Source organism: Alsobacter sp. KACC 23698 (assembly GCF_045348435.1).
Classification (GTDB): domain Bacteria; phylum Pseudomonadota; class Alphaproteobacteria; order Rhizobiales; family Beijerinckiaceae; genus Alsobacter.
The window spans coordinates 3,277,944-3,293,703 of the sequence record NZ_CP157484.1 but is presented as its reverse complement, the minus strand read 5'-3'; the positions used below and the strand labels follow the sequence as shown (position 1 = coordinate 3,293,703).

Sequence of the window (15,760 nt, the reverse complement as noted above, 5' to 3'; positions counted from 1 at the left end):
TTTCCTCAGTCGTCCGGAAAATTTTTCCCCGCCGCCGGCTCCGTTCTGGCGCGTGGCGCAGCGTGGTCGAGATGCAGCAGCGCGGCGTGCAGCTTGCGGAGCCAGTCTTCGGCGACCTTCGCCCGTTCCTCCGCCTCCTGAGCTTCCCGCTCGGCCTGCGCCACGCGGGCGAGCAGCTTTTGCTCCTGCGCCTGTCCGTCGCGGGCCTGACGCTCGAGTTCGCGGGCTCGCACCTCGGCGACGCGCACGCGGTTCTCCGCCTGTCTCTGCAGCTCGGCGTTGCGGATTCGGTCCTGGTCGATGATGCGCAGAAGTTCGTCCGCGCGCGCCTCCCACTCGGCCGAGCGCTCCGCCGTCGCCCGCGTCCGTTCGGCGGCCGCCTGTACGAGCTTCAGCGTCTCGGACCAGTCCCGGCTGGGATCGAAGGCCTCGAGCCGGGGGAGGTCTGGCCCGGCCTCCGGGGCCAGGGAAGAGCCCGGCACGGCGGCTCGGTGCACTGTGGAGGCGCGTCGCATCAGCTCCAGGACAGGGGCGCGCCGATCGGGAAGCGACATGTTGGCCTCAAGCCGGATGAAGAGAGGAGCCCGGGTCCCACCGCCGGGATCGGCCCGTCCAAGCCTGGGACATCACGAGCGGCCGGACGATGCTCGTCGGCGGGGGTCGAAGCCTTCGACGACCGCAGTGTGGAAACGCTCCAACCATGTCTCGGCCTCCGTGGCGCGCGTTTCGGCGAGGACGATTCGGCTCTCCAGCGCGGCGATCCGCTCCTGATAGGCCAGGGACTCCGCCCGGTGCAGCCGGCGCGCTTCCTCGGCCGCCGCCTCCAGCTGCTGATTGTGACTCTCGGCGACCCGCACGGCCTCGAACGCCTCGTGCAGCATGTCGAGCGCAGTGCTCCAGTCCCGCTGGGGCTGGCTCGGCTCCTGTCCGTCGAGAACCTCCGGCTCGGGTTGCGTCTGCGGCTCGGCCTGCGCGACGGCGGGGGAGGGCTCGTCCGCCTCGGGCGGCGCTTCCGCCAGGCGGGCGACCGGAACGGGATCCGGCTCACCCTCCAGGCGGACGGGACGGAGCGGGAAGTGAAGCGGCTTTTCGATCGGAGATGACATCACGCCTCCAGGGTCTTTGCACGGCCGGGGGAGCCGGCCTACGCGCTTACGGTCAGCTTGGTTGCGGGTTCTCGGCGGGCGGGAAAGCCCGCACATTGGTGTCCGTCGCGGGCTTCTGCTCCTCCGCGGCGGGCGGGTCCTTCGGCGAGTCCGAGCCGGCGTCCTGCGCCTCCATCTCGGCTCGACGGCGCAGATTGGCGAATTGCGTCTGCAGCTTGGCGCGGCTTTCGCGCGCGATGGTGAGGGCTCCCTGCGCCAGCGTCCGCTCGGCCTTTTCGCCCTGAAGGGCCTCGCTCAGCTTGCGGTTGGTGGCCTCGAGCGCGGCGCGCTCCTGTTCGAAACGCTGGCTCAGCTGCTCCAGCCTCTCCGTCAGGGCCTCGATCTTGCCGTTGGCCCCGTCCAGATGGGCGCTCTTGGCCGACAGCGCCTTCGTCAGCATGTCGCAGCGCTCTTCCGCGGCCTCCTTGGCGGCCTGGGTCTCCTGCCCGGCCTCATGGGCCCGGCGGGCCTCCTCGAGAGCGGCGGCGAGCTTGCGCTGGGCGCCGTTGGTCTCGATCCGGGCCTCGCTGACGGCGCGTTCGGCGGCCTGCAGGGCGTCCATCTTCTCGCGAACCTGTTCGCGCATCTGCGCGAGCGTGCGCGTGGTGGTGGCGAGGCGCGACGTGAGGCCGTCAACCTTCAGGGAGAGGCTGGCGGCGTTGACCGAATGCGCCGTCCTGTCGGTCTCCCGGTCGGCCTCCGCCTTGTCCCGGCGGGCCTGCTCGGCGCTGAGCGCCGTCTCGAGCGTCGCGTTGACCTCCAGGGCGGCCTCCAGCTTGCGCTCGAGCTCCTCGCATCGCGTGGCCGTTTCGGCGAGCTTGCGCGACTGGTCCTCGGTGGCCTGCTGCAGCCGGTTGTTCTCGCGTTCCAGCAGATGGACCTGGGCGTGCGCCTCGCTGAGGTTTTGCTCCAGGCGCAGGTTGATCTGGTCGGTCGACTGCGCGTGCTGTCGCAGAACCCGCGATTCGTCGGCGAGGGCCTGAGAGCGCTCCGCCTCGGCATAGAACTGCCGCTCGATGTGTTCGGCCCGAGCGGTCGTCTCGCGCATCAGAGTGCGCAGCTCCGCCAAAGCTTCCTCGCTGTCGCGAAGCATCGCTTCCTGGCGGCTCGCGGTGGCGACCGCCTGGGACAGCTCGTCGGAGGCCGCCGCCCGCGCGCTGATGGCTTCGTCGCGCTCGCGGCGCAGCAGCCTCGCCTGGTCGGTTTCGCGCTTGAGGGCCGCCTCGGCGTCGAGCATCCGGGCCTGAGCCTTCGGATATTCCACGAGGAATTCGTCGAGCGGCGTCCGAAGGCGGGAAAAGTCTTCCGAGAGCGTTTTGATTTCGTCGAGCCGCGCGGCGATATGGGACACATGGACGCGGACCAGCTCGGTCTGCTCGCCGGTGACGTCGAGCGGAGACACGCGGGGCGGAGGAAGGGCCGGGAAGGTCGGAATGGGCCTCTCGCGACCTTCCGACGCCGCGTCGGGCGCCTTGGCCTCGGCCGGTTTCAGCTGCTCGCCATTCTGGCTGCTTTCACGACGCGCCAGAATCGACCACCCCTTCATCATCGTTTCCTCGATCCCGCCGAAATCCCCGCCGGAAAGTGGACGGTTTTTTAAATTTTATCAATTAAAAACATGATCAAGTTCACAACCTAAGCGATTGCATGTCAAAAACTTCGCGTTATTGTAAGACGAGTTCGCGGATGAAGGGCCGATCGGGCGAGGTCATGAGATTGAGGCCGATAGGAGGATCATCGCAGCCGGCCAAGCCCGATCCGAAGTCCGAAACGGATGAGGAAGCGGTCCCGCCGGCAGCGCGCGAGACTCCGCCCTGGAGCGGCACGCTCGGGCTGGCCTTTCGGGCTGGCGAGCGGATGCGGGCCGAGAGCGCACGACTGAAAGAGCTGGAGTTGCGCACTCGCGACCTGCATCGCGCCTTCATGCAGGAGCGGCACAGCGCAATGGCCCGACTGCACGAGATCAGGGCTCGGGCCGAAGCGGCCGACATGCGGGTCAGCGCGGCCGAGAAAGAGGTCGAGCAGGTTGGGGCTTCTGTGGTGGATGCGACCGCGCGGCTGGCCGCCACCGAGGAGCGGGTCCGCGACGCCCGGGAGCGGATCCGCGACGCCGAGCATTGGCTCAGGCGAATCCACAACGCCATCGAGGCCACGCCCTTCACCGGGCCGTCATCCGCGCCGTTTTCGGAGCCGGACGACGATGTGACGGGCGCCCCGGAAGCCCCGAAGGCATCCAGCGCGAGGGCGGCCTTGTCCGCCTAGTAGCCGAACTGCTCCAGGAGGATCCGCTCCTCCAGGCTGTGGCCGGGATCATGCAGCATCACCAGGTCGACGGTCCGGTCCATCGCCACTTCGACCCGCCGGATGTTGCGGTGCTCGAAATGATCCGCCACCGCGCTCACGGGACGCTTGGCCGGCTCCAGCACGTCAATGGCGATGCGGGCATGATCGGGCAGCAGGGCGCCGCGCCAGCGACGCGGCCGGAAGGCGGAGATCGGAGTAAGGGCGAGCAGCGGCGCGTTGAGGGGCAGAATCGGGCCGTTGGCCGAGAGATTGTAGGCGGTGGAGCCGGCCGGCGTCGCGACGAGGACGCCGTCGGCCACGAGCTCCGGCAGGCGCGGCTTGCCGTCGATGGTCACGCGCAGCTTGGCGGCCTGGTAGGACTGGCGGAACAGGTAGACCTCGTTGATGGCGCGCGCCGTATGGGCGACGCCGGCCGCGTCGGTCGCCACCATCAGGAGGGGATGCACGATGCTGCGCTCGGCGCGCTCCAGCCGCTCGAGCAGGTCTTCGTCGCCATACTCGTTCATCAGGAAGCCGACGGAGCCGCGGTTCATGCCGTAGATCGGCTTTCCCGAGCCCATGAAGCGGTGCAGCGTCTGCAACATCAGCCCGTCGCCGCCGAGCGCCACGATCACGTCGGCCTCGAGCGGATTGACGTCGCCGTAACGCGCCGCGAGGCTCTCGCCCGAGAGGCGCGCGTCATCGGTGTCGCTGGTGACGATCGCGATGGTGTTGAAGCGGCGCACGTGACAGGTCCAGGCCAGCGGCGGCAGGTCGCCGGAAGCGTTGCTTAGCATGGATGCGGAGGGTTGCGGAACCGCACGGCTTGCGCGCCGCGGCGGCGGCGTTCACGCTTGGCGGACAACAACCGGATCTCCCATGCGCCGCCACGACCGCTACGACTACCATCCCATGCCCGAGCGGGCCGATTATTCCTGGCCCGATGGCCGCAGGCTCGCCGTCTATCTGGCGCTCAACCTGGAGCATTTCGCCTTCGGGGAGGGGCTCGGCGCGGAGCTCGCCCCTGGCGGGCCGGCGCCGGACGTCCTGAACTACGCCTGGCGCGACTACGGCAACCGCGTCGGCGCGTGGCGGCTCCTGGCGATGTTCGACGCCCTCGGCCTGCCCTGCTCGGTGTTGGCCAACACCGCCATGTACGACTATGCGCCGGCCCTCATGGAGGCGTTCCGGGCCCGGGGCGACGAATTCGTGGGGCACGGGCGGACCAACAGCGAGCGCCAGGGCGTCCTTTCCGAAGCCGAGGAGCGCGGCCTCATCGCCGAGTGCGCCCGGGTGATGACCGAGCACGAAGGCAGGGCGCCGACGGGCTGGCTCGGCCCGTGGATCTCGCAGAGCCACGCCACGCCGGATCTGCTGGCCGAGGCCGGCTTCACCTACCTGCTCGACTGGTGCCATGACGACCAGCCGATATGGTTCAGGACGCGACGGGGAGGGCGCATCCTGTCGGTGCCCTATCCGCAGGAGCTGAACGATATTCCCCAGATCGTCGGGCGCAAGCAGGAGGGCGACGCCTTCGCCGACATGATCGTCGACGCCTTCGATGAAATGCTGGAGGAGAGCCGCGACCGGCCGCTCGTGATGGGGGTGGCGCTGCACCCCTATCTGGTCGGCTGGCCGCACCGCGCCCGCCATCTGCGGCGGGCGTTGCGCCATATCGTGGACTACGCCGACGGCCGCGTCTGGCTGACGACGGCGGGCGCCATCGCCCGGCATGCGGCGGAGCTGCCGGCCGGGACCGTGCCGGGGGAGGCCGCGCCGCCCCTCTAGCCGCCTGCCAGGGCGAGGCGCACCGGTTCGCCGTCGGCGAGGTCGGCCGCGGTCTTTCCGTCCTTGTCGCGCAGCGCCGGATCGGCGCCTGCGGCCAGCAGCCGGCGCACGATCACGGCGTGGCCGAGTTCGGCGGCGTTCATCAGCGCGCTGCGGCCGCGGTCGTCCACGGCGTTCACCGGCGCCCCTTTTTGCAGCAGCAGCTCGACGATCTGCAGCCCGTCGCTCTCGGGCGCGTCAAGGGAATGGCCGGCGGCCCACATCAGGAGCGTCAGCTCGTTGGCGTAGCGCTGGTTGGGATCCACGTCGGCGTCGAGCAGCCGCCGCACGATGGGCAGGAAGCCGCGCGCCGCGGCGTACACGATGGCGGATTTCCCGGTCGCGTCCCGACCGGATGGATCGGCGCCGCGGGCCAGGAACATCTCAAGCAGGCGTAAGTTGCCGTTGAAGGCCGCGGCGCTGAGGGGCGAGACGCCGCTTCGGCCGGGCGCGTCCGTCTTGGCGCCCGCTTCCGCCAGGATCTGGACGATCCGGGTTCGATTGGCCTGCGTAGCGACGAAGAGCGCCGTCGCGCCCTGCAGGTTGCGCTGCTCCGCGTCGGCGCCGCGCGTCAGGAGGAACTGCACCGTCGAGGCGTGGCCGGCGCGCGCGGCCCGGGCCAGAGCGGTGTCGCCCTCGCGGTCTCGCGCCAGCGGCGTCGCGCCGGCGTCGAGGAGGCGTCCCAGCAGCGCGTCGCAGCCGTTGTCGGCCGCGACGAAGCTCTGCGAGGCGATCTCGATCGCCACCGCCGTCGCGCGCACGAGGTCGTAGCGGCGCTCGAGATCCTGGCACGGAATGGCATCGGCCTTGCAGATGGCGGGCAGGGCCATCGCCAAGGCGAACAAGGCGGCCGCCGTCAGATGGCGGGAGTTGAGGGGAGCACGCGAAGCGGGAGGCTGGGCGGAGAGCCGAGCCAGCAAAGGCGGGAGAGCGCAATGCGGCAGGTCATGGGCGTGCACGTCGTATCCCCCCGGTCGTCCTCTTGGTTCCGGCCATGGTGGCCCGAACGGCGGACGGCGCCAACCCGGCGGCCGCATCCGGCCCCGCTGGCGCCGCGCGGCCTGCGCGCGGCCGGGTTGGCGCTCCTGGGAACGTGGCTGGGCGGGGCCGCCGCAGCGCCGGACCTGCACGAGCCTCCGGGCCAGATGGTCCAGACCGCCGACGCGCGCTTGCACCTCCTGTGCGCCGGCCAGGGGTCGCCCACCGTCGTGCTGGAGGCGGGGCTCGGCGGCAACCACCTGGACTGGACGCTGGTGCAGCCGCAGCTCGCCCGCCGCAGCCGCGTCTGCAGCTATGACCGGGCGGGCTCCGGCTTCAGCGACCAGCCGACGCGGCCTCGCACGCTGGCGAATTTCGCGCAGGACCTGGAAAGCCTGCTGGCCAGCGCCGGCGTGGACGGGCCGCTGGTGTTGGTCGGCCATTCCTTCGGCGGCGTGCTGGCCGCCCATTTCTCTGCGAGCCACCGCGACCGCGTGGTCGGGCTGGTGCTGCTGGACAGCATGCATCCGAGGGAGTTCGAGCGCTTCACGGCCGCCGGCGTGACGCTGCCGCAGGATGGCGGCGTCGCGAACCGGACTCCTCCGGCCGCGGCGGGCTACGGCCTGCCGGCGGAACTCCAGCGCCTCGCGATCGACCTCGCCAGCGCCGACAAAGCGCGAATTGCGATGGTGCGGGAGTTGCGGGCCGTGCCGGCCAGCCTGGCCGAGGCCGACCTGACAGGATATCGGCCGATTCCGGCCCGGGTGCTGGTGCATGGCGACGGCGAGTGGAACGGCCTCTATCCGGACGGCCGAATGGAGACCGCATGGCGGGCCATGCAGGCCGATCTTGCGGAGCGGCTCGGAGCGCCGGCTCCCCAGGTGGTGGCGAATTCGGGCCATCAGATCCCGCTCGACGCTCCAGCCTCGGTCGTCGCGGCGGTGGACGACGTCATGCGCGAGGGCCGTCAGTGAGCCAGGGGCCCGCGTCGCGCTTGATCCCACGCGGCGGCGGCCCCACGATGCGCCAGCGTCGGCGAAGCCCGCGCGCGGCCTCGCGCCGCATGAAGCCACGGCTCCGTCCGTGGACGGACACGGGCGGAACGACATGAGGCGAAGCGCATCGGGCTTGGGGCGAAGCGCAACGGGCGCCATCGGCTGGGCGGCGGGATTGAGCCTCTTGCTCGCGGCGGTCGCCGGGCCGTCGCTGGCCGGCACTGGGCTGGTCTTCGTCTCGCACGAGCGGTCCGACAACATCGTGGTGCTCAACAGGGCGGACGAGGTGGTCGGGCAGTTCAAGACCTGCGCCCGCCCGCGCGGGATGCGGCGGACACCGGACGGCAAGAGCCTCATCGTCGCCTGCGGGAACGACGACACCATCGCAGTCTACGACATGGCGACCCGCACGCTGGTGAAGCGCTTCCGCGACATCCCGGACCCGGAGACGTTCGACCTGCATCCCAATGGGCGCGACCTCTACATCTCCAACGAGGACGACTCGGAGGCGACCGTGCTCGACCTGGAGACCGGCGAGGTGAAGGCGCATTACGCCACGGGTCCGGAGCCGGAAGGCGTGCTGGCGACGCCGGACGGCAAGCGCGTGTTCGTCGCCTCGGAGGCCGCCAATCTCGTCCACGTCATCGACGTGGAGAGCGGCAAGATCGTCAAGGACATCCTCACCGCGACCCGCCCGCGCCGCTTCGCGCTCTCGCCCGACGGCCGCGAGCTGTGGGTTTCCTGCGAGCTGTCCGGCATCGTCGACATCATCGACACGGCGTCGCTGCAGAGCAAAGGGCAGATCGCCTTCCTGCCCAAGGGCATGCGGCGCGAGCAGGTGACGCCGGTGGACCTCGTGATGAGCCGCGACGGGAAGACCGCCTATGTGGCGCTGGGACGCGCCAACCACGTCGCGGTCGTCGACGTCGCGTCGCGGTCGGTGAAGGACTACATTCTGGTGGGGCGGCGGCCCTGGGGCCTGCGCTTCTCGGCCGACGAGAAGACGCTCTATGTCGCCAACGGCCTCTCCGACGACGTCTCCATCATCGAGACGGCGACCCAGAAGGTGCGCAAGACCGTGCCGGTCGGCATGGTGCCCTATGCGGTGGTGATCGATGACTGACGGCGCGCCCGGGCGTGCGGCGCGGCTGGTGCTGGCGGCCGCCTCGCTGCTGGCGGCCCTGGCGGGGCCGGCCTCGCCTCAGAGCTTGGCCGCAGCGCCGCAGGACCGCGTCATCCTGTTCGTCGAGCGGCAGGACGACCCGTGGCGCCAGACCCTGAGCGCGCATGACGGGGTGATGCGTCCGAGCCATCGCTCGCCGTTTCCGGGGGCGGAGCTCGCCGCCAAAGACGGGCGCGCGGCCGGCCGGGCGCTCGGGTTGGCCTTCAAGGTGGTGCGGCGAACGCTTCGCGCCGACGAACCCGTCGAGCAGGCGCTGGCGTCGGCCGCCGACCAGGGCGTCGCGGCCGCCATCCTGGACCTGCCGGGCTCGGACCTCCTGGCCGCCGCCGCCTCGGGGCCGCCCTCGCTGGCGCTGTTCAACGTGCGCGACCCGGACGACCAGCTGCGCGCCGACGCGTGCCGGGGCGCGCTGTTCCACGTCGTCCCGACCGTCTCGATGCGGACCGACGCGCTGGCGCAGTTCCTGGTGCGGCGCAACTGGAAGAAGATCCTGGCGCTCGAGGGGCCCGAGCCCGAGGACAAGGCTTTCTCGGCCGCCATGAAGGCTTCCGCCCGCAAGTTCGGCGCGCGCATCGTCGATACGCGCCCCTTCGCCATCACCAACGACCCGCGCCGGCGCGAGCAGGTGAATGTCGGGCTGCTGACGGGATCGGAAGACTATGACGTCGTGTTCGTCGCCGACGTCGTCGGCGAGTTCGCCCGCATGATCCCCTATCGCACCGTCCTGCCGCGGCCCGTGGCGGGCTCGGAGGGCCTGCGGCCGCTCGCCTGGCATCCCTCGGCGGAGCGCAATGGCGCGCCTCAGCTCAACCGGCGCTTCGAGCGCGACGCCGGCCGGCCGATGGAGGAGGAGGACTGGGCCGCCTGGGCGGCGGTGCGGGCCGTCATCGACGCGGAGTTCCGCAACGCCCGGGACGGCGCGGCCTCGCCCCTGCCCAAGCTGCTGGCGCGCGCCGACATGACGCTCGAACTCTACAAGGCCTATCCGGGCTCGTTCAGGCCGTGGGACCACCAGCTGCGGCAGGCCATTTTCCTGGCCACCTCCAATGCGGTGACGGACATCGCCCCGATCGAGGGTTTCCTGCATGAGACCAACATCCTCGACACGCTGGGCCGGGCGGCGAACCAGTCGCCCTGCGGCGCGCCATAGTCTTGCTCCGGGAACAAGATTGGCGTCATTCGTTCCGTAGCGGCTAAAGTGTGTTCGCGAGAGCCCGCTTTCTGGCGGAAGCGGAACGTGTTCTAAAGCCGGCACATTTCAGAGGCGGACCTGTCGAACGGTCCGGCAGGGAGTTGAGAGATGATCAGCGTCGGTAGCCTTCAGGTCGCGCCCGTCCTGCACGACTTCATCACGCGGGAAGCCCTGCCCGGATCCGGCGTGAGCGCCGAGGCGTTCTGGGCCGGGCTGGAGGCGCTCGTGAAGGAGTTCGGGCCGCGCAACCTCGCTCTGCTGGAGACGCGCGACCGCATCCAGGCCCGGCTCGACGCCTTCCACGAGGCGCGCGCCGGCAAGCCGCTGGACCAGGACGAATACCAGGCCTTCCTGCGCGAGATCGGCTACCTGGTCGAGGAGCCGGCCGCCTTCAAAATCGGCACCAGCAACGTCGACGAGGAGATCGGCCATATCGCCGGGCCGCAGCTCGTCGTCCCGGCCTCGAACGCCCGCTACGCCCTGAACGCCGCCAATGCGCGCTGGGGCAGCCTCTATGACGCCTTGTACGGGACGGACGCGCTGCCCGAGACGGACGGCGCCGATCGCGGCCGCGGCTTCAACCCGGTGCGCGGCCAAAAGGTCGTCGCCAAGGCGCGCGCCATCCTGGACGAGGCCGCGCCGCTGGCCGGCGGCAGCCACGCCGAGGTGAAGGGCTATGCGGTGCAGGACGGCGCGCTGGTCGCCAAGTTCGGCGACGGCGGCACGGCCGGGCTCGCCGACCCGGCGCAGTTCGTCGGCTTCACGGGCGACACGCTCTCGCCCAAGTCGATCCTGCTGCGCCACAACGGGCTGCACCTGGAGATCGTCATCGACCGCGGCAACCCGATCGGCGCCACCGATCCGGCCGGGGTCGCCGACCTGATCCTGGAGGCCGCGGTCACCACCATCGTCGACCTGGAGGACAGCGTCGCCGCGGTCGACGCCGAGGACAAGGTCGAGGTCTACCGCAACTGGCTCGGCCTGATGAAGGGGGACCTCGTCGCCACCTTCCCGAAAGGCGCGGGCACGGTGGAGCGCAAGCTGAACCCCGACCGCGTCTATACGGGCGCGAAGGGCGGAACCGTCACGCTGCACGGGCGCAGCCTGATGCTGGTGCGCAATGTCGGGCACCACATGTACACGGACGCGGTGCTGGACGGGAACGGCGCCGAGATCCCCGAGACCATGCTGGACGCCGCCGTGAGCGTGCTGATCGCGCTGCACGACCTGCGCGGCGGACACGCGCTGCGCAACAGCCGCCGCGGCTCGGTCTACATCGTCAAGCCGAAGATGCACGGGCCCGACGAGGTCGCCTTCGCGGACGCCCTCTTCGGCGCGGTGGAAGACGTCTACGGCCTGCCCCGGCACACGCTCAAGATGGGCATCATGGACGAGGAGCGCCGCACCACCGTGAACCTGCGCGCCTGCATCCGAGCCGCGCAGAACCGCGTCGCCTTCATCAACACGGGCTTCCTGGATCGCACGGGCGACGAGATTCACACCTCGATGGCGGCCGGCCCGATGGTGCGCAAGAACGACATGCGCAAGACGGCGTGGCTGCAGGCCTATGAGGACGCCAATGTCGACGCCGGCATCGCCTGCGGGCTGCCCGGCAAGGCGCAGATCGGCAAGGGCATGTGGGCGGTCCCCGACCGGATGGCCGACATGCTGGCGCAGAAGATCGCGCACCCGATGGCGGGCGCCAACACCGCCTGGGTCCCGTCGCCGACGGCGGCCACCCTACACGCGCTCCACTACCACCAGGTGGACGTGGCCAAGCGGCAAGCCGAGCTGGCGGGGCGCAACCGCAAGCCGCTCTCCGACGTGCTGACCATCCCGCTCGCGACGGGCCCGTTCGACGCCGCCGCGATCCGCGAGGAGGTCGACAACAACTGCCAGAGCATCCTGGGCTATGTGGTGCGCTGGATCGACCAGGGCGTCGGCTGCTCCAAGGTGCCGGACATTCATGATGTCGGCCTCATGGAGGACCGCGCGACGCTGCGCATCTCCTGCCAGCACATCGCCAACTGGCTGGCGCATGGCGTCGTCGACAACGCGCTCGTGCTGGGCTCGCTGAAGCGCATGGCCGAGGTGGTGGATCGCCAGAACGCCGCCGACCCGCTGTACCGGCCCATGGCGCCCGGCTTCGACGGACCGGCCTTCCGGGCCGCCAGCGACCTCGTGTTCAAGGGACGCGAGCAGCCCAACGGCTACACCGAATGGGTGCTGCACGCCTATCGGCGCGAAGCCAAGGCGCAGGCCGCCAAGGCGTGATCCCGCGCGCCGCGCCGCTCAGGCGGCGTGGCGCTTGCGGATGCGCCGGACCAGCCAGGCCACGGCGAGCAGCGTGACCGGCAGCGCGATGGCGGTGCCGACGTTCGGGTTGACGGGGAGCCCCGCCTGATGCGCGCCGTCCAGCATCAGGTGGATGAGGTTGACGACGTAGTAGGTGATCGCCGCGATCGATAGGCCCTCGACCGTCTGCTGCAACCGCAGCTGCAGGTGCAGGCGGTCGTTCATCACCTGCAACTGATCGCGGTTCTGGCGCTCCAGGTCGACGTCGACGCGCGTGCGCAGCAACTGCGCGGCCCGCGACAGCTTGCGCGACAGGTTGTCCTGCCGTTCCTGCGTGGTCACGCAGGTGCGGATGGCGGGGCTGAGCCGCCGGGCCAGGAAGGACGACCAGCCCACATGGCCGGCGATCGGCTCTTCGCCGATGGCCTCCATCCGCAACTGGACCAGTTCGTGATAGGCGCGCGTCGCGCCGAAGCGGTAGAGGCTGGCGGCGGCCCCGTGCTCGAGTTCGGCGGCGAGCGCCGTCAGGCGATCCAGCGCGCGGTGGTTGTCGTCGAAGTCGTCGCGGCCGCGCATCTCGTCCAGGATGCCGGGCAGCTCGGTCTCGATCCGCCGGATGATGGGCGCGAGGGCCTGGGCCTCCGGCAGTCCGAGCAGCGCCAGGGTCCGGTAGGTCTCGATCTCCAGCAGGCGCTGGACCAGGGCGCCGGCCTGCGTCTCGGTGAGGCTTCGGCTGACGACCAGGATGCGGACCAGGCCGAGCGGATCGGCCTTGAAGTCGCTCGCCACGCGCGCCGCGCCATGCTCGGCCGACGAATAGGCCAGCGAATCCGCCGCGAAGACACCCTCGGCCGCGGCGGAGCTGTCGCTCTCCTCCGCGAGGACGAGATCGACGGCGACGATGAGGAGGCCGGGAGGAGCGACCTTGCGCATATAGGCCATCAACCGGTCCGGCGGGGTCGCGAAAGGGACGCCCGGCGCGGCCGCCTCCTCCCAGGTGAAGGTGGAGAACTCGCTGTGCATCTCGAAGCGCAGCCGGACGCCCGAGAGGCTGAGGCGGTGATGCTTGGCCCCAGGGGCGGGGCCTTGCTCGCCCAGCGAGGCGCAGAACCGGTCGAGCGCCTCCGCCGCGGCGGCGGCGTTGTCGCCCTCGTTGAGGAAGGCGAAGTGCAGAATGCGGGTGGGCGGCGAGAGAGGCGCGAAGGGTCTCGCATGCAATTCGGCCAGAACGCGTGAGCGGAGCGGGTGCTGCTGGAAGTCCATGAAGGACGTTCTCCCGGTCGCCGTCCGCCCGTCGGGCCGACGCTCGGCGCAGCTTAAGTCACCCGCGCGGGAGACCGCTAGTGCGGGCTGGCGCGATTGGCCGGTTGAACGTCCTCCGGGAGGCTGCTACTGACCCATTCGGGCCGGTGTAGCACAGCGGTAGTGCAGCGGTTTTGTAAACCGAAGGTCGGGAGTTCGATCCTCTCCACCGGCACCAACGACAGTCTTAAAACCGTTAGTTTCCATAATCTTGCGTGCTGAATCGCTCTTCGGTCCCACATTTCCCACTGTGCGCGACGCCCACGAGTCGGCGAGACGATGGGCGGGGACTTAAGGACGCAGGGTGATCGGCGTCACGACGTCACGCGGCGACCATCAGCTCCATGTCGAAGGACGCGGAGTCAGCACACTCAACCTAAATTGATGGCGCCACGCCGGTAGCCAGATAGGCCGCGACAATCTCCAGGAGGCGGTCTGCGGTCGCTGGCCTCTCGAACACGGATTGACCGAAATCGACCGCCAGCGCGTACCGCCGCTGGGCGCCGGCGTTGACGGGCCATATGTCGAACTTCGACATGTCGTGGGGATAGGTCTGAGCCCGCATCGGAGTTTCCTGCGCCAGGGCGTCCTCAGCAGCCTGCATGTCGGTCTGCGACAGTTTCGCTCCGCCACAGCTGGCCAAGACTTTGAGGCGGCCGTTCTCTTGCGAAAGCACCGCGGCGGGCGCTGCGAACATTCGCCCGAGGGCGGCCGCGGCCGCGTGGGCGACTTCGGGGTCGCCTTCTATGATGGCGTGCGCCAATGCGTGCAGCCCTTCCGCCTGTTCGGCCGCGCGGCGAGCTTCAAAGGCGCGTCGCCGAGATTGCCAGGCGACCACGCCAACGATGGCCGCGGTGATCAGGAGGAGGCTCGCGGCCCAGATCTCGGCCGGATCCTCTATGCGCAGGCTGTAGTAGGGTTGCGTGAAGAAGAAGTCGAAGACCAACACTCCAGCGGCCGCCGCCACCAGCGACGGTCCCCATCCGAGCCACGCACCAGCTATCACCACCGGCAGGACGAATATGAGCGTGAGGCCAGGGGCGGGAACGTACTGGCTGGCGACGACCGCAATGATGGCGGCCACGACTACGAGCAGCAGCGCGGCCCCGTATTGCGCGACGGGTGGGATGAGGAAGTCGGGATCGGTGGATGCATCCACCTCGCGACGGATCGCTATCACGTTGTCCAGCGACTTGGCCATGACTGTCACTCCAACGTCTTGTTCGGCTACGTCTGCCGACTTCCATCATACGCCCTACCGGCCGGTTCATTGCGCCCGCAAGTCGACTGCGACTTGCGTTTCCGCGGGGAGCTCAGCGGATTGGATCGGCATGCTGGTATCCGGCGCGCGCAGGCGATAACCCACGCCTGTTTCGGTGATGATGTAGGAGGGCTGGTCCGGGTTGGGCTCGATCTTGGAACGCAGCTGCAGAAGTGGTCGCCGGCGTTGCGCGCGAGGCGGATGAACAACGTCTCCCGCCAGCGCGGCAGCTTCGGCCCAGGGGGGACGGCGATCAGGCGAGGTTGTCGCGCAGGAAGATCTCGATGCGGATCCGCTCCTGGTCAGGATAGATCAGCTGGCCGGTGCACAATGCGAGCAGGATGCGGGCGGCCGAGCGGGCCTCGTGTCCGGCGTCCTGGTTGATGATGGCGTCGATCGTGCCTTCCAGCACCAGACGGCGCGTGTCGGCCGTGAGTTCGTGCGCGATCCAGACGATGTGGCCGGGACGCCCGGCCTCGCGCAGCGCCGCGGCGATGCCCTCATTGCCCGCGCCTGCATTGTAGAGGCCGACGAGATCGGGATGCTGCGCCAGCAGCGCCCGGGCGATCTCGTAGTTTCGATCGCTGTCGTCCCTGCCTTCGGCAGGCGGCAACGCCAGCAGGTTGGGGTATTCGGCGGCGAGGACCTGGCGAAATCCGAAGTGGCGCTCGGCGTGGTCACGCAGCGAAAGCGATCCGGTGATGATCCCCACGGGGCCCTTTCGGCCATGCAGGAAGCGGCCCATCAGGGAGCCCGCCGTGCGGCCGGCGGCGGGGTTGTCGATCCCGACATAGTTCGGCCGCCGCGAACCCGGCGCATCCGACACGAGGGTGACCACATGGACGCCGCGAGCGACGAGGTCGTCCATGGCGGCGCGCACCCGTGCGTCGTCCAGGGCCACCACCGCCACGCCCTCGTAAACCCGCGGCAGGTTCCACAGCGCATCAGCCAGCTTCACCGGATCGAAGACGTCGACCCGCAGGACGTCGATGAAGCCGTTCTGCTGAGCCAGCCACTCCGACGTCCGCCCGACCTGCTCGGCCAGGTGGGCCATGAACGCGTTGGAGTTCTCCGGCAGGATGAAGGCGAAGAGGTAGGTCCTGTTGCGCGACAGGATCGCGGCCGCCGCATTGGGCCGGTAGCCCAGCTTGGCGATCGCGGCCTCGACGCGCCGGATGGTCTTCTCCCGCACCCCATCCCGCCGATGCACGACCCGGTCGGCCGTCGCCAGGGAGACGCCGGCCTCCCGGGCGACGTCCTCCAGGGTCGATCGGCGCAGGAGGCGGTGCTCGGTCATGA

At 69.9% G+C, this 15,760-nt stretch carries 14 protein-coding genes, 1 tRNA gene and 1 pseudogene; 7 read left to right on the top strand and 9 right to left on the bottom strand.

Annotated elements, in window-relative coordinates; translation table 11 throughout:
* Nucleotides 1-5: 5 nt before the first annotated feature.
* From ABEG18_RS15620 to ABEG18_RS15610, 3 genes are all read right to left on the bottom strand, one after another.
* On the bottom strand, nucleotides 6-554 hold the full coding sequence (locus ABEG18_RS15620; protein WP_406853973.1) for a hypothetical protein: 549 nt from the start codon (nucleotides 552-554) through the stop codon (nucleotides 6-8).
* Nucleotides 555-626: 72 nt separating this feature from the next.
* On the bottom strand, nucleotides 627-1,106 hold the full coding sequence (locus tag ABEG18_RS15615; RefSeq protein WP_406853972.1) for a hypothetical protein: 480 nt from the start codon (nucleotides 1,104-1,106) through the stop codon (nucleotides 627-629).
* Between the two features lie 52 nt (nucleotides 1,107-1,158).
* Nucleotides 1,159-2,691, bottom strand: coding sequence for a hypothetical protein (locus tag ABEG18_RS15610; protein ID WP_406853971.1), 1,533 nt, complete (start codon nucleotides 2,689-2,691; stop codon nucleotides 1,159-1,161).
* A 140-nt stretch (nucleotides 2,692-2,831) separates the two neighbouring features.
* On the opposite strand from ABEG18_RS15610, the gene ABEG18_RS15605 reads away from it, so the two are divergent.
* Nucleotides 2,832-3,407: a hypothetical protein gene (locus ABEG18_RS15605; RefSeq protein ID WP_406853970.1), complete on the top strand. Its 576-nt coding sequence runs from the start codon at nucleotides 2,832-2,834 to the stop codon at nucleotides 3,405-3,407.
* Here the strand turns inward: ABEG18_RS15605 and ABEG18_RS15600 are convergent.
* Complete coding sequence (locus tag ABEG18_RS15600) at nucleotides 3,404-4,225, bottom strand: NAD kinase (protein ID WP_406853969.1); 822 nt, start codon at nucleotides 4,223-4,225, stop codon at nucleotides 3,404-3,406. The genes ABEG18_RS15605 and ABEG18_RS15600 overlap by 4 nt on opposite strands.
* Nucleotides 4,226-4,307: 82 nt before the next feature.
* Between ABEG18_RS15600 and ABEG18_RS15595 the strand changes: the two genes are divergently transcribed.
* Nucleotides 4,308-5,216, top strand: a complete 909-nt coding sequence (locus ABEG18_RS15595; protein WP_406853968.1) for a polysaccharide deacetylase family protein — start codon at nucleotides 4,308-4,310, stop codon at nucleotides 5,214-5,216.
* Here ABEG18_RS15595 and ABEG18_RS15590 read toward each other — a convergent pair.
* On the bottom strand, nucleotides 5,213-6,100 hold the full coding sequence (locus ABEG18_RS15590) for an ankyrin repeat domain-containing protein (RefSeq protein ID WP_406853967.1): 888 nt from the start codon (nucleotides 6,098-6,100) through the stop codon (nucleotides 5,213-5,215). The two genes, ABEG18_RS15595 and ABEG18_RS15590, sit on opposite strands and share 4 nt — an antisense overlap.
* A 90-nt stretch (nucleotides 6,101-6,190) precedes the next feature.
* Between ABEG18_RS15590 and ABEG18_RS15585 the strand changes: the two genes are divergently transcribed.
* The 4 genes from ABEG18_RS15585 (at nucleotide 6,191) to ABEG18_RS15570 (ending at nucleotide 11,877) form a co-directional block, all read left to right on the top strand.
* Nucleotides 6,191-7,207 carry an alpha/beta fold hydrolase gene (locus ABEG18_RS15585; RefSeq protein ID WP_406853966.1) on the top strand — a complete coding sequence of 339 codons (1,017 nt, stop codon included), beginning with the start codon at nucleotides 6,191-6,193 and terminating at the stop codon, nucleotides 7,205-7,207.
* Between the two features lie 196 nt (nucleotides 7,208-7,403).
* Entirely contained in the window at nucleotides 7,404-8,351 is a 948-nt protein-coding gene (locus ABEG18_RS15580) for a PQQ-dependent catabolism-associated beta-propeller protein (protein WP_406853965.1), read from the top strand.
* On the top strand, nucleotides 8,344-9,561 hold the full coding sequence (locus tag ABEG18_RS15575) for an amino acid ABC transporter substrate-binding protein (protein WP_406853964.1): 1,218 nt from the start codon (nucleotides 8,344-8,346) through the stop codon (nucleotides 9,559-9,561). Before ABEG18_RS15580 ends, ABEG18_RS15575 begins: the two co-directional genes overlap by 8 nt.
* Nucleotides 9,562-9,711: 150 nt before the next feature.
* The gene (locus tag ABEG18_RS15570) at nucleotides 9,712-11,877 is read left to right on the top strand and encodes a malate synthase G (protein WP_406853963.1); all 2,166 of its coding nucleotides are present in this window, start codon (nucleotides 9,712-9,714) and stop codon (nucleotides 11,875-11,877) included.
* Nucleotides 11,878-11,895: 18 nt separating this feature from the next.
* On the opposite strand, the gene ABEG18_RS15565 is transcribed toward ABEG18_RS15570, so the two are convergent.
* Nucleotides 11,896-13,161 (bottom strand): DUF3422 family protein, encoded by a 1,266-nt coding sequence (locus tag ABEG18_RS15565; protein WP_406853962.1) that lies wholly within the window; start codon nucleotides 13,159-13,161, stop codon nucleotides 11,896-11,898.
* Nucleotides 13,162-13,303: 142 nt separating this feature from the next.
* Between ABEG18_RS15565 and ABEG18_RS15560 the strand changes: the two genes are divergently transcribed.
* Nucleotides 13,304-13,378 (top strand) — tRNA-Thr (locus tag ABEG18_RS15560).
* Nucleotides 13,379-13,576: 198 nt separating this feature from the next.
* Here the strand turns inward: ABEG18_RS15560 and ABEG18_RS15555 are convergent.
* From ABEG18_RS15555 to ABEG18_RS15545, 3 genes and pseudogenes are all read right to left on the bottom strand, one after another.
* The gene (locus ABEG18_RS15555; protein ID WP_406853961.1) at nucleotides 13,577-14,401 is read right to left on the bottom strand and encodes a DUF4118 domain-containing protein; all 825 of its coding nucleotides are present in this window, start codon (nucleotides 14,399-14,401) and stop codon (nucleotides 13,577-13,579) included.
* A 138-nt stretch (nucleotides 14,402-14,539) separates the two neighbouring features.
* Nucleotides 14,540-14,629 (bottom strand): annotated as a pseudogene (locus ABEG18_RS15550) (helix-turn-helix domain-containing protein); the annotation flags it as partial.
* Between the two features lie 85 nt (nucleotides 14,630-14,714).
* Nucleotides 14,715-15,758 (bottom strand): substrate-binding domain-containing protein, encoded by a 1,044-nt coding sequence (locus ABEG18_RS15545; protein WP_406853960.1) that lies wholly within the window; start codon nucleotides 15,756-15,758, stop codon nucleotides 14,715-14,717.
* Nucleotides 15,759-15,760 lie beyond the last annotated feature (2 nt).

Bases quoted from the DNA above. Each gene is read 5' to 3' on its own strand.
- ABEG18_RS15565 (WP_406853962.1), bottom strand. From the start codon at position 13,161: ATGGACTTCCAGCAGCACCCGCTCCGCTCACGCGTTCTGGCCGAATTG.
- ABEG18_RS15545 (WP_406853960.1), bottom strand. From the start codon at position 15,758: ATGACCGAGCACCGCCTCCTGCGCCGATCGACCCTGGAGGACGTCGCC.
- ABEG18_RS15570 (WP_406853963.1), top strand. From the start codon at position 9,712: ATGATCAGCGTCGGTAGCCTTCAGGTCGCGCCCGTCCTGCACGACTTC.
- ABEG18_RS15595 (WP_406853968.1), top strand. From the start codon at position 4,308: ATGCGCCGCCACGACCGCTACGACTACCATCCCATGCCCGAGCGGGCC.
- ABEG18_RS15555 (WP_406853961.1), bottom strand. From the start codon at position 14,401: ATGGCCAAGTCGCTGGACAACGTGATAGCGATCCGTCGCGAGGTGGAT.
- ABEG18_RS15610 (WP_406853971.1), bottom strand. From the start codon at position 2,691: ATGAAGGGGTGGTCGATTCTGGCGCGTCGTGAAAGCAGCCAGAATGGC.
- ABEG18_RS15585 (WP_406853966.1), top strand. From the start codon at position 6,191: ATGCGGCAGGTCATGGGCGTGCACGTCGTATCCCCCCGGTCGTCCTCT.
- ABEG18_RS15615 (WP_406853972.1), bottom strand. From the start codon at position 1,106: ATGTCATCTCCGATCGAAAAGCCGCTTCACTTCCCGCTCCGTCCCGTC.
- ABEG18_RS15575 (WP_406853964.1), top strand. From the start codon at position 8,344: ATGACTGACGGCGCGCCCGGGCGTGCGGCGCGGCTGGTGCTGGCGGCC.
- ABEG18_RS15620 (WP_406853973.1), bottom strand. From the start codon at position 554: ATGTCGCTTCCCGATCGGCGCGCCCCTGTCCTGGAGCTGATGCGACGC.
- ABEG18_RS15600 (WP_406853969.1), bottom strand. From the start codon at position 4,225: ATGCTAAGCAACGCTTCCGGCGACCTGCCGCCGCTGGCCTGGACCTGT.
- ABEG18_RS15605 (WP_406853970.1), top strand. From the start codon at position 2,832: ATGAAGGGCCGATCGGGCGAGGTCATGAGATTGAGGCCGATAGGAGGA.